This is a genomic window from Cellvibrio chitinivorans, from assembly GCF_035117775.1.
In the GTDB taxonomy this organism is placed as follows: domain Bacteria; phylum Pseudomonadota; class Gammaproteobacteria; order Pseudomonadales; family Cellvibrionaceae; genus Cellvibrio; species Cellvibrio chitinivorans.
Map to the genome: position 1 here is coordinate 97877 of NZ_JAYKKN010000009.1, position 12453 is coordinate 110329.

The 12453-nt window shown below is 42.1% G+C and carries 11 protein-coding genes, 1 pseudogene and 1 riboswitch; of the genes and pseudogenes, 6 read left to right on the forward strand and 6 right to left on the reverse strand.

The window, feature by feature from the left end; translation table 11 throughout:
- Positions 1 to 110 precede the first annotated feature (110 nt).
- Both SPL68_RS17580 and SPL68_RS17585 read left to right on the forward strand, forming a co-directional pair.
- Positions 111 to 509, forward strand: a complete 399-nt coding sequence (locus SPL68_RS17580; RefSeq protein WP_323816480.1) for a (R)-mandelonitrile lyase — start codon at positions 111 to 113, stop codon at positions 507 to 509.
- Positions 510 to 730: 221 nt separating this feature from the next.
- Positions 731 to 1519 carry a hypothetical protein gene (locus SPL68_RS17585; RefSeq protein ID WP_323816481.1) on the forward strand — a complete coding sequence of 263 codons (789 nt, stop codon included), beginning with the start codon at positions 731 to 733 and terminating at the stop codon, positions 1517 to 1519.
- A 279-nt stretch (positions 1520 to 1798) separates the two neighbouring features.
- Here SPL68_RS17585 and SPL68_RS17590 read toward each other — a convergent pair whose 3' ends face one another.
- Complete coding sequence (locus tag SPL68_RS17590; protein ID WP_323816482.1) at positions 1799 to 3250, reverse strand: MBL fold metallo-hydrolase; 1452 nt, start codon at positions 3248 to 3250, stop codon at positions 1799 to 1801.
- Between the two features lie 79 nt (positions 3251 to 3329).
- Positions 3330 to 3455: riboswitch (guanidine-I (ykkC/yxkD leader) on the reverse strand.
- Between the two features lie 439 nt (positions 3456 to 3894).
- Here SPL68_RS17590 and SPL68_RS17595 point away from each other — a divergent pair.
- Complete coding sequence (locus SPL68_RS17595; RefSeq protein ID WP_323816483.1) at positions 3895 to 4638, forward strand: SDR family oxidoreductase; 744 nt, start codon at positions 3895 to 3897, stop codon at positions 4636 to 4638.
- A gap of 128 nt (positions 4639 to 4766) precedes the next feature.
- The gene (locus SPL68_RS17600) at positions 4767 to 5708 is read left to right on the forward strand and encodes an AraC family transcriptional regulator (RefSeq protein ID WP_323816484.1); all 942 of its coding nucleotides are present in this window, start codon (positions 4767 to 4769) and stop codon (positions 5706 to 5708) included.
- A gap of 164 nt (positions 5709 to 5872) precedes the next feature.
- Here the strand turns inward: SPL68_RS17600 and SPL68_RS17605 are convergent, their stop codons facing one another.
- Positions 5873 to 8188, reverse strand: coding sequence for a xanthine dehydrogenase family protein molybdopterin-binding subunit (locus SPL68_RS17605; protein WP_323816485.1), 2316 nt, complete (start codon positions 8186 to 8188; stop codon positions 5873 to 5875).
- On the reverse strand, positions 8185 to 8643 hold the full coding sequence (locus SPL68_RS17610) for a (2Fe-2S)-binding protein (RefSeq protein ID WP_323816486.1): 459 nt from the start codon (positions 8641 to 8643) through the stop codon (positions 8185 to 8187). The genes SPL68_RS17605 and SPL68_RS17610 overlap by 4 nt, the downstream gene beginning before the upstream one ends.
- Positions 8644 to 8875: 232 nt before the next feature.
- On the opposite strand from SPL68_RS17610, the gene SPL68_RS17615 reads away from it, so the two are divergent.
- Positions 8876 to 10138, forward strand: a complete 1263-nt coding sequence (locus SPL68_RS17615) for an MFS transporter (protein ID WP_323816487.1) — start codon at positions 8876 to 8878, stop codon at positions 10136 to 10138.
- A gap of 67 nt (positions 10139 to 10205) precedes the next feature.
- Here SPL68_RS17615 and SPL68_RS17620 read toward each other — a convergent pair whose 3' ends face one another.
- Positions 10206 to 10916: a GNAT family N-acetyltransferase gene (locus SPL68_RS17620; RefSeq protein ID WP_323816488.1), complete on the reverse strand. Its 711-nt coding sequence runs from the start codon at positions 10914 to 10916 to the stop codon at positions 10206 to 10208.
- 170 nt (positions 10917 to 11086) lie between these two features.
- On the reverse strand, positions 11087 to 11494 hold the full coding sequence (locus tag SPL68_RS17625; protein WP_323816489.1) for a DoxX family protein: 408 nt from the start codon (positions 11492 to 11494) through the stop codon (positions 11087 to 11089).
- 92 nt (positions 11495 to 11586) lie between these two features.
- Between SPL68_RS17625 and SPL68_RS17630 the strand changes: the two genes are divergently transcribed.
- Positions 11587 to 11973, forward strand: a complete 387-nt coding sequence (locus SPL68_RS17630) for a winged helix-turn-helix transcriptional regulator (protein WP_323816490.1) — start codon at positions 11587 to 11589, stop codon at positions 11971 to 11973.
- A gap of 92 nt (positions 11974 to 12065) precedes the next feature.
- Here SPL68_RS17630 and SPL68_RS18450 read toward each other — a convergent pair.
- Positions 12066 to 12278 (reverse strand): annotated as a pseudogene (locus SPL68_RS18450) (AbrB/MazE/SpoVT family DNA-binding domain-containing protein); the annotation flags it as partial.
- Positions 12279 to 12453: the final 175 nt, after the last annotated feature.

Here is a 12453-nt window from a genome sequence, read left to right on the forward strand (position 1 = left end):
TGATTTTAGGGGTTTTACTTGGCATTACCCTTGGCACGAACACATTCGCAGATCAGCAAAGTACATCAACTTCAATAAACACCAGCCATCAAAAAGCGAAGGAGAGTTCTATGATTTTGAATAAAAAAGGCTCAGCGACACCATTCAAAGGCCCAGCCGAATGGTTTACTGGCAATGTGATGATTGATCCTATTCACTTGCAAGCACAAAAGCCCTCAAGAATTACTTCTGCATTAGTGTCTTTCGAACCAGGTGCACGTACTAATTGGCATACCCATCCACTGGGGCAATTGTTAATTGTCACGTCAGGTAGCGGCTGGACTCAATGCGAAGGTGAGGCACGCGTAGAAATAAAAGCTGGCGACAGCATTTGGTGTCCGCCCGGTCACAAACACTGGCATGGAGCCACCAGTAGCGAGGGCATGAGCCACATTGCCGTGCAGGAATCGCTAAATGGTGAAAACGTTAAGTGGCTTGAGCCGGTTACCGATGAGCAGTATGGCGAATAGCGATAAGGCGCAAGGCTGATTAATAATCTTAAGCGGTCAATTTCCATTGCTTTTTTAATCAGCCTAAATTTAATTTAAGGAATGTAATCTTTTTTGACAAAGCAACTAATCCAATCCAAAAATATTAGGTCGCACCAAAAAATCATTTTTTCGTTAAAACTGAATTTTTAAAAAGCCAATTTGGCACTCACTTTCGCACTTATATTTTTGCAGAGGATTTTATGCGTAAACTCACAAAAGGAAGAATGACACCTCTTATCAAACAGCTTTCATCTTTTTTAGCGCTATCCATTTTACTAGGTGCAGCGGCGTCACCTTTATTTGCCCAAGATAAAAGTCAAAAGGATGAATTAACTAGTCCACCCTACATAGCACGAACATCAAACTCGGCCATGGTGCTATTTCATTTTAAAACAGAAGATATTCAACCCTTACTGCCTAAAAACGTGAAAGCCAAGGCAGATGAAAAAGGGGTTGTCTCTGGCGGAATTGAAATGTACACCACGGATCAGGCATTCGGCACTCCCAATTATTCTTTAGTTTTCTTTTTTGTCGAGGTAACGGGAATAAACGGTGATGATAAAGCTTCCGGTAATTGGGCCCTATGGGGAAAAATGGATAACGATATTGCGCTCAATCATTTTATCAATTTCTATAACTACCCCTATTCTGTAGAGAAAAATCTGACGATCAAAAGAGAGGGAGATGAATCGTCGATTACAGTAGGAGACAGTTCAAAGGAAGGCTTCACATTAAAATTGAAAGCAAAAACTGATCAACCCCTGTCAGCGGGTGGTGTAGCAAATAGCTTTAGTCAGTTAACGAACGGAAAAGTTGTAAAAACAGAAATTCCTTGGCTTGTTGATGGCAATCAAGCAACTGTTGTCTCTTTCGATGTTCAATCAGGTAAGAGCCCCATTTTGTCTGTTTTGAAAAAAGGAAAACCTGTTTTTTCAGCTATGAGTAAAAACTCATTTAGCTATCAACGCCCTCATCCACAAACAAAATAATCATTCATTTAAAAATGGTTAGAGTTTAAAAATAAAAAGGTCGATTCCAATTTGGTATCGACCTTTTTATTTAATTCGAGGAAATCATATTTTTTGCTAACCAGGGTTTTTTAAAGCAAGTTCCCACTGCTCCTTGTAGGTATGCTGTTGTCTTCCAGACAATAAAAAAGCCCCACATTCAAGTGGGGCTTATCAACAAGCGACGCTCACAACAATAAAATGCGGACCATCGCAGTGAGTAAACCATGAAACATATAGCTATTTCAAAAACTATCCAAATCACTTCAAGCTATCTAAAAACTCGGCTTGACGTTTTTGAATCTGCCCAGACATATTGCTGTCACTTGGACCATAGTATTTGGCGATATTTGGATATGGAATTACTGTGTATGGTCGTTCGTGGTAAATCTTATCGATCTCATGAGCATCATACGCTGGGTTAACTGTATCCCCTTGTTTTACTTCATACCTTAAAAGCTGCTCGTAATTTTCTTGAATTTCACTTGGCGCTACTTGCAGGGTTTCTTCTTCAACATGGGTATTGCTACCGAATAAGAAATACTCATGCAAATCGTTCCATGTGCGCTTTTTAGAAAACTCTAGGTGTGCGCCAAGAGCCCAAGTCACTTCATTGGTTTTGGTAAAATCAATGAGCTTTTCAAGGGTTTTACGATATTGCGGCCAGTATTCAATAAAGGCACCACAGTGACACACAGTGTCGCTTGTAAATAACAATTTTTCTTTAGTGTCATACAAGATTACGGTATCGGCAGTGTGGCCTGGGTCCAACATTAATTTGATTTCTCGCTTACCTATGCTCAGTGTCTTTATACCCTGATCAACATCTATATCAAGCGCTTGATCAAACAAGCCCGCAAGGCTGTATTGCGGATAAACTGGATAAGGAACGTAATCATCACCTGGTTGGTAACCATAAAATTTCACGTTAGGTAAAAAATCAAGATAGGTATTTCCACCAAAGTGATCCCAATGGCTGTGTGTATTGATTACCGTTAATGGTTTATCGCCAATAACAGGGTAAATATATGGTGCAAGATTGGAGTAGCCTGCACCAGTATCAATCAAAAGTGCCTCGCTAATTTTTCCTGAATCATCGCGATCCAACAACAAATAAAAGAAGTTTCCTTCAAATGTTTTATCAATTGCATCGCGAAAAATAATGGTGTCTCTCTCATAAGCCCACACCAAAAATTCACGGTCAAAAGCCAGCCAACTGGAAGGAAAATTTTTGGTGTTATTTACGCTGCTTTGAGACACGGAGTATGTCCAGCCACGCGAATCTGCAACAGTGATTTGTTTGTCATCACCGTTATCCAAACAGATAACAAAATCGCCCGGTTGAATTGAGTAACGGGAATCTTCTTGCGCGATCAACGGACTACCGTTGTAGATTAATGTTTCGGTTGGAATACATGCGCGCTCTAAAGGAACTGAAGAATCATTTGCAGGATTTAAATCCAATGGTCGAACACGATTCCACATGTAATTTGTTGATTTTGCAGTGACTTTTTCCAGCGTCGTTAGCTCTGTGGCCGGCGCGGAAGACTGGGAACTGCTTGATGAACTCAAGCTGCTGACAGCTTGTGAGCTACTGCTTAAGGACGACGATGATGATGACGATGGTGAGGAATCACTAGAGTCATTACATCCTGCCAGCAACAAGGATGACGATATGCCTAGCAAGGCAATTGATTGCAATATCTTACTCATCTACTTCTCCAAGAGAATAAAATTACAGGGTTGAAAAGGCGCAGGAAATCAACCATGCAAGTCATTGACATGCTGGTCTCTCTCCCGGGCTTTTATCCCGCCGTGTAACCCCTACGATGAGTAGTGCATAAATGCTTTAAGGTCGATGGCTCTCGGTCCAGACATTTTGTAAAAACACAAAATCGGAACCCTAGCTATCTATTTTGGTTGAGCATATATCGACTACGTAACAGCACATAGTTAATAACCTGCAAGTTCAATACAGCAATTTAGGTGCCAAAATATTCCATATTTTTATTTGAAATTTAACAGCGAGAAATTTTTATGCCCATCCAAGACCCGCTTCGCTGTTAGCAACCTAAATAATTTTTGCATTCTTGAAGCCGACTACCTTTACCCATAAAACCGGAAAATTAAATCGGCCAGCCAAATTTCAATACCTTTTAAATTCCCGGCTATCATTAAATTCAAATCTCCATCGGATTAGGCAAGAAAACATATGGATTGATATAACGCATCCACGACTGCTCAGTAGAAAATAGCATTAGCAACCTCAGCAAGTATTTACGGAGATGGTAAATAACTTATGAGTGATGTTTGGTAAACCAGTTATGCCACGAATACATCTATATAGGATCAAATCCATGAAAAATATTGAAGGTAAAGTCATTGTTATTACCGGAGCCAGCTCAGGCTTGGGAGAGGCTACCGCGCGGAGACTTTCTTCCGAAGGAGCAAAGTTAGTTTTAGGAGCAAGAAGAATTGACCGGCTTCAAGCACTGGCCGAAGAGTTGACAGTTTTAGGCGGTGAAGCAGTAGCTGTTGCGACCGACGTCACTTCGTTGTCGGATGTGAAGAATCTTATTGATACCGCTGTCCGTGAATTTGGAAAAGTGGACGTACTCTTGAATAACGCGGGAATTATGCCTCTCGCACCTTTCGAGCGCCTTCAAGTAGATGACTGGAGCAGAATGATCGACATTAATATTAAAGGGGTCTTGCACGGCATTGCCGCTGCTCTACCTCATATGCAAAGTCAGAAATCAGGTCACATAATTAACGTGTCTTCTGTTTACGGTCATATAGTTGCACCAGGTGCTGGAGTTTATTGCTGCACCAAAGCTGCCGTAAGAGCTCTGTCTGAAGGTTTAAGGCAAGAAGTGAAGCCATACAACATCAGAACTACAATTATCTCTCCGGGTGCAGTTTCGACTGAGCTGCTTAACTCCATCACGCAACAGGATGTTGCCGATCAAGTTAAAAAAGTTGTCGATGAAATTGCTATTCCAGCAGATAGCTTTGCTAGAACTATTTCATTTGCGGTTTCCCAACCAGAAGATGTCGATATCAATGAAATAGTTTTCCGCCCAACAAAACAAACTGAATAGTTATCTAACCCGGTCTAGCAGCTTATGTATTTAGAGCTCTGACCGGGAGTTCCTTTTGGAGTTAGGGAATTAGATCAATACACAGCAACTTTTTATTTCACACGATCCAAACTAAAAAAGATTCAATTATGCATTCAGATAGAGACGTAGCCGAAAATTCATTGAAAGCGGATTTGCTGAATGGAATTAGCTCAGCAATAGACAGCTTTACTAAACCTTACGGGCCTGGTGACTATCAGACATCAATTCCAGGCCTAATTTTTTATCGAAGAGAATCGCCATCTCCTCCAGCGCCCTGCCAGGTAGAGCCGAGTGTAGTACTTGTGGCTCAGGGCGAGAAAAAGATGTGGCTAGGCGGAAAGGGCTATCCGTATGACAACGAACATTTTCTGATTACATCTTTAGATCTACCAGCAAACTCGGAGATAGTCGAAGCAAGCCCTGAAGAACCTTGCCTTGGTCTCGTTTTAAATCTGGATATGAGTGTAATTTCTGAGCTTATCATTCAGGGGAAGTATCCCTTATCAAAAACCAAGAAAGACAGTGAAAGTATTGGCATTAGTAAAGTAACCAATCCAATCCTAGATCCTTTTTTTCGCCTAGTCGAACTGTTAAAAGATCCTGACTCAATCCACATTTTGGCACCAATGATACAGCGAGAAATATTTTATCGGCTTTTGCTGGGTGAGCAGGCAAGTAAACTACGGCAAGTCGCATCCGTTGATGGAAACTGTTATCGAATTGCTATGGCGATAGAGTGGCTGAAGCTTAATTTATCAAAACAGCACAAAGTTGAAGATATTGCCAATCAGGTTCAAATGAGCTCACCCACATTTCATCATCACTTTAGACAATTAACATCTATGAGTCCCGTCCAATATCTAAAGTGGTTAAGATTAAGTGAGGCTAAACGTTTAATGCTAAATGAAAATTTAGAGGCATCTACTGCGGCATATAGCGTGGGCTACGAAAGTCCATCGCAATTTAGTAGAGAATACAAAAGGCTCTTCGGTACATCGCCAAAGCAAGACATTCTTACAATCAGAAAACAATCCTCTGCCATCAACTAACCTGCTGTATTTAAAGATGGCATATTTGATTTGATAGCGACGAAAATCGCTATCAAATACATAATTATTTAGCTCAACCCAAAACGAATAATTACTGGGATTCTCATGAGCATGCCAGACTAGTGCTGAGCTAATTTCTCTTGTGTCTCATATTTCTGATTACACTAGGTTACTTTTAAATCGTCAGTTTTGATAGGAAGGCTGCGTATTCTTTTACCCGTCGCAGCGAATATTGCATTCACCAATGCTGGCGCAACAGGCGGCAAACCAGGCTCTCCTACACCACCGAGCGGCTTATCATAACTGCTTTGTTCAATCAGATGAGTGTGAATTTCCCGAGGTGACACGTGCATTCTGGTCAATTCATAATTGTGAAAATTTGATTGCTCAACCCGTCCATTTTTGAAGGTTATTTCGCCTAACGTTGCCAAACTTATTCCCTGAATAACAGCACCTTCCAGCTGGGAGCGAACCCTATCGGGATTGATCACCGGCCCGCAATCGAATGCAACATCAACTCTCGGAATGTTGACTTCCCCTTTGTCAGAAACCTGTACGTGAACAACAATTGCAGCATAGCTCAAAAAGCTGCGATGGACCGCAATTCCAAGTCCATGACGAGGCGGGAGAGGCTTACCCCAACTGGCTTCCTTTGCAGCACGCTCGACTACTCCCCTAAGCCGACTTGTTTCGAGTGGATATAGCTTGGGATTCTCGCCATAGTTCCACATTTCATTCCATTTATCTGCGAAAGCAATTCTGTCTGGTCCGACTAATTCCAGCAGATAATCTTTCGGATCTTTCCCAGCTTCGTGAGCAAGTTCAGCAACGAAACTTTGGATTGCGAATGCATGTGGGATATTTGAAACAGAACGAAACCAACCAATCCTCGTATGCGCTTGCGCTTCTGGATTTTCGACTCTTACATTTGGAATCGCGAAAGGCATATCAACTGCGCCTTGCCCCAATTCAAATGCGGCTTCGTGTTTTGGGTCCTTAGTGAATATTGACGTTATTGATGGTGCCAGTGTTCTGTGCAGCCAAGCTGTGACCTTTCCTTTATCATCCAGTGTAGCCTCAAGACGCTCTACTGAAACCGTATGATAGAAGCCATTCTGAATATCATCCTCTCTGGTGAATGTAAGTTTGACAGCTCGGCCTTGTAAAGCATGGGAAATAATGGCGGCTTCGCTCGCGAAATCAGGCTTTGATTTGCGCCCAAACCCGCCGCCTAGTAATAAGGTGTGGACAATTACATCATCCAAAGAAAGTCCAAATCGTTTTGATATATCTGTTCTTACAGCCTCGGGGGCTTGCACACTACACCACACCTCACATTTCCCTTTTTTAAATCGCGCAGTTGCCGTAGGTGGTTCCATTGGTGCATGAGCTAAATGGGGCAGATAATAAGATGCAGATAACTTGCGATCAGAACGTTCAAATTCCTCATCAACATTGCCGTCATCTCTTACAACTTTGCCGGGTTTAAGCGATAACCGCTCAAGATTTTTTCTGTACTCAATTGAATCGTAATTTCCGTTTACACCATCGTTCCATTTTATTTTGAGCGCTTCACGCCCTTTAATTGCTGCGTAGGTTGTTTCAGCAACAACCGCCACCCCACCTAAGGGCTGGAACCCAGATGGAATGCTAGACGGCGGGATAGGGACAACCTTGAGAACACCAGCAATTTTCAATGCGTCAGAGGCATCGTAACTTTCAACACTTCCTCCAAATACCGGTGGACGAGCCACTACTGCAAATACCATTTCATCAACTATTGCATCGATTCCATACTTGGCCACACCAGTAGTAATGTCATTGTTGTCAACCAGCCCAATGCGAGCTTGCCCAACGTATTTAAAATCCTTGGATGAGCGAAACACGAGTGAGGACTGTGAGGGAAGTTTTCGCAAGGAAGCCGCTTTCGCTAATTCGCCAAACTCAAAACTTTTTTCGATATCTTGATGGTGCAGTTTATGACTTTCCACACGAATTTTCGTGGAATCGGTTTTCCAGCGGCTAGCCGCTTCTTCTACCAACATCGTTCGGGCAGAAGCACCTATCTTGCGAAGCGCCTGAAAGTGGTGCCGCATACTGCGTGAACCATCTGTATTTTGGTTGCCATATTTGGTTTCATCACCTGGGGCTTGCAAAACAGTTACCCTATTGATGTCAGCGCCAAGTTCATCAGCTATTACCATAGCCCAGCTAGTGCGAATACCTTGCCCCATTTCAGCACGTGGACAAAGAATGACTATTTCCCCGCTTTCAGAAATGGTTAAGAAAATACGTGGATCATCTTTTACGCCTCCCGGCATTGCATCGCCACCGTACAACTTAACACTTTGCTGCTCTTCGGCAGTTGCTTCAGACGATAGAGGAATATACAGAGCCAAACCGCTTGCAATTATTCCTTTCAAAAAATCACGGCGATTGAACGCTGACATCGATGCAGTTGAATTGGTGCTCTCTTTCATGATGACAAATCCTCTGATGCGCGCTTGATTGCAGCCCGAATACGAGGATAAGTTCCACACCTGCATATATTCCCACTCATAGAAGCATCAATCTCCTGATCAGTAGGCTTGGAATTCGTATTAAGCAATGAAGCAGCTTGCATCATTTGACCGCACTGGCAATAGCCACACTGAGCAACATTGAGATCACGCCAAGCAACTTGAATAGGATGCTGTCCATCTGCCGATAAGCCTTCGATTGTGGTAATGGCTTTATCACCAATGTCCCCTACACGTAACAAGCACGACCGAACAGCCGTACCGTCGAGATGAACTGTGCATGCTCCGCACAGCCCCAATCCACAACCAAATTTAGTGCCTGTCATGTGAAGAATGTCCCGCAAAACCCATAACAGTGGGGTGTCTGGCGTTGCGTCGGTATTTAGCATCTTGCCATTGATCTTAATATTCATCATTTACACCACAAATTAGTTTTTGCGAAAAATTCGATTTTAAGAAACATCAAAATGATTTGAATTACACATTCCTTCAGATTTCTTGCCTAATCCGATGCCGTCAGCCATACAAAATAGACGATGGAACTAAAGTCCATGACTCATAAGCTGAGGGCATATCATGTCTTTACAGTTCACATTGCATAAGGCAAGAAAAATATTGATTTGGTCTACCGTCGAATGATCAGAAGCAATGAAAATATTTTGGCGAAGAACATTTAATCCGCTCAATATTCCGAATATTGCCCTTATCAATACAGACTCGACTATCGAATTCAGAATGACAAATAGAATTGAAAAATTGCCTTATGGAGCGCTACTTGCTCTCTCAATTACCGGTTTCATTTGCGTAATGACAGAGACATTGCCCGCAGGACTACTACCTTTAATCAGCGCTGACATGTCCATACCCATAGCATCATCGGGTCAATTAGTTACTGCTTATGCGTTGGGGTCACTATTTTTTGCAATACCTCTGACAGTATTAACTCGTTCTTGGTCGAGACGATCAGTTCTGCTTTTTACAGTTTCTGGTTTTACCGTATTTAACGCATTAACAGCGCTTTCGCACAATTTACCTCTAACGTATCTATCTCGTTTTCTAGCAGGTTGCTGCGCTGGTCTGGCATGGAGTCTTATAGCAGGCTATGCGAGGTCTATCGTTAAACCTCATCAGCAAGGGGCCGCTATGGCTTTCGCAATGGCAGGCACACCAGTAGCGTTATCAATTGGCGTGCCTATTGGCACTTGGATCAGTCAGGTGTTGGGCTGGCGAGAAACATTCGGCATAATGTCTCTTATTTCCATCTTACTGATAATTTGGATTATCTTTATTGTTCCGAATGTTTCAGGTCAGAAAAATCGAATCAAATTTCAGATTACGAAGGTTCTTGGCATCAAAGGTGTAAAACCAATTTTAGCTGTGGTGCTAACATGGATGGTGTCGCACAATATTTTATACACTTATATCGCGCCGTTTAGTGAGCCATCAGGACTAAACAACAACATAGACGCCGTGCTATTCGTGTTCGGCATAACATCTTTAGCAGGAATATTTTTTACTGGAAAATTAATTGATAGACACCTGAGAGTCTTGACATTATTTTCAGTTTTTACATTTTTTATTTCGTGTCTATTGCTGTTCTTTTATTATTCAAATCCAATGATCTTTATTGTTTGCATTGGCATATGGGGCTTAACTTTTGGTGGCGCGGCAACACTATTAAATACAGCTCTAGCAGATGCTGCTGGAGAATGGACAGACATTGCAATGTCGTTAACTGTGGTGAGCTGGAACAGCGCAATTTCTTTGGGGGGAATATTTGGTGGCCTACTTATCCAAGAATATGGCATTCACTCACTAGCCGTAGCGCCAATAATATTTGTCTTTACAGCTTTCATAATCGTGAAGATCAATATTCATTACGCCTTCACTAGATCCCCTTCAACGGAATAATCCGATCCCAGCTGATAAAGCTGGGATTCACTATTAACAATGATCACAGTTTAATTTTGAAGTAACCTCATTTTAATTTAAAAATAAGGTTGGCAAGTTTTTGTTTTTGAATTCCTAGCTCGTCGAAATTTTCAGCACTAAGCCATGTATCATAAGCTGATCGAAATGACGCATATTCCTTATCAAGCATTGAATACCAAGCTGTATCCCGATTCCGGCCTTGGGATACTTGAGCTTGTCTGAATATTCCTTCAAATGTAAATCCAAAACGCTCAGCAGCTGCTCTCGAAGGCGCATTTAATGAATTACATTTCCATTCCAATCGACGGTATCCAAGCTCCTCAAAAACATAGTTAAACATCAACGCCATGACTTCAGTTGAAATTTTAGTTCTTTGCATTCTGGGTGAATAAGCCAGATGACCTACTTCGATTACACCATTGGCGCAATCAATACGCATTAGAGCTATGGTTCCGACGGCTTTATTTGTCGAATTATCTATAATTGCAAAATGATACGGATCAGGGAGATCAGCCATGCCGTACAAGAAATTACGATAATCCTCACAGGTATCAAAGGGCCCGTAAGGTAAGTACGTCCAGTGACGTGCATCTGGACTATCCTGAAATGCTTCATAAAGCTCTTTAACGTGATGATCCACATCTAGGCGCTCCAAATGACAAAACTGACCATCTATACTGATTTTATCTGGTTGTTTCGCAGGGACCCAATCTGTTAAATCATTACCAACTGGCTGATTAAATTCATTTAATTCCACAATATTTTTTCCCTATAAATTTTCTAAAAATTGATTAAAAAACTGAAAATAATTACAACTATATTAGAAAGTAACTGATATAACAATTTGTCAATTCTGACTTAGTCAGGCAGATCGAACTTGAGCTTTACAATCAATTTTTACATTCAGACTCAATGAAAAACGAAACGCTATAAGCCACTTTGATTCATCACTATGGCTTCACCATATGGTGAAGGAATGTCTCGGGCGGCATTTTGAGTTGTGAATGACACCACCAACAGAATAAGGCCAATTACTGCGGGAATTGCGTCTTTTGGCTTGTGCACACCTAAATGTGCCGAGCCGGATAACAAAAGGTGGAAAAAAATACCCGCGTAAGCCAAATCACTCAAAGGAACGCTAATACGTGTCAGAATTGCGAACGCGCCAAATACCTTTACCACTATCATGAGCGTTACAAGATATGGTGCAGGATAGTTAAGTTCAATGAGTGTCTGACGCACCCAATCTCTTTTGAAAATATAAATTGTCGCAGACAAAAGATAGAGCAACGCCAGTAATGTGGTGCTGACCCAGTAAAGATAAATAACATTCATAAACGGCTCCTGAAGCAGATGGATATCGATTTGACAGAAGGATGTGCGCTAACATGAAATGACGCAAGTAGGATGAATTAATGGTGCTTAGTATGAAAAAACAGACCAATGAAAATGAAGTCAATATGCATGAAGAGATGAGGCGCGCGTTCGGCCTACTAGCAGGGAAGTGGAAACTAGAAATTATGTGGTTACTTAATCAGCGCATTTACCGCTTTGGAGAGCTGCGCAAGGCCATTCCGGGTATTACTCAGCACATGCTAACCGCTCAACTGCGCGAACTAGAAGCAGATGGCCTAGTGTCACGTACCGTATTCGCGGAGGTGCCTCCACGCGTGGAGTATGAAATCACGGCCAAAGCAAAAGGACTGGGGCCAACGATGGAAGCGCTAACGGCATGGTGGAATGAGTACGGTAATAGTTTGCCAACAAAACCGAAGCCCCGAGGACGACGCCCAAAATCTAATAAGCCTGAATGACTATTTAGAATGCATTGTTATGAGTAGACATGCAGATTTCACTCACAAAATCGATATCTTTTCTCTAGCGGAGAGACACAACACTTCAATAACTAACGCGGTGACTTCATAACACTTTCTAGTGAGTATTCATCGCTCATATTTTTGATTTTCCGCACATTCTTTAAAATTCCTTTTGACGAACCAACTGTTTTTTTCACAACAGAAATAATGCCAGGTCGATCAACTAAGATTGACACCTCATCACCAGCTTTAATTTCGGCTAAGAGACACACATCTACAGGCAATGTAATTTGCCTTTTGGAGCTTACTTTTGACCTACTCCTTCCGTATTATCGCACTCAGTCGCAGTTCGGTAGAGTCGAAGACTGGCGCGCCGAGTTTAGGTAGTGGCTTCCTACTCCTGCTCTTTCGATTAATGCAGGTGACACTCCTTCTACCTTGCTCACGTTTCCAGCCCCCGCTCATCGAACCGGACGT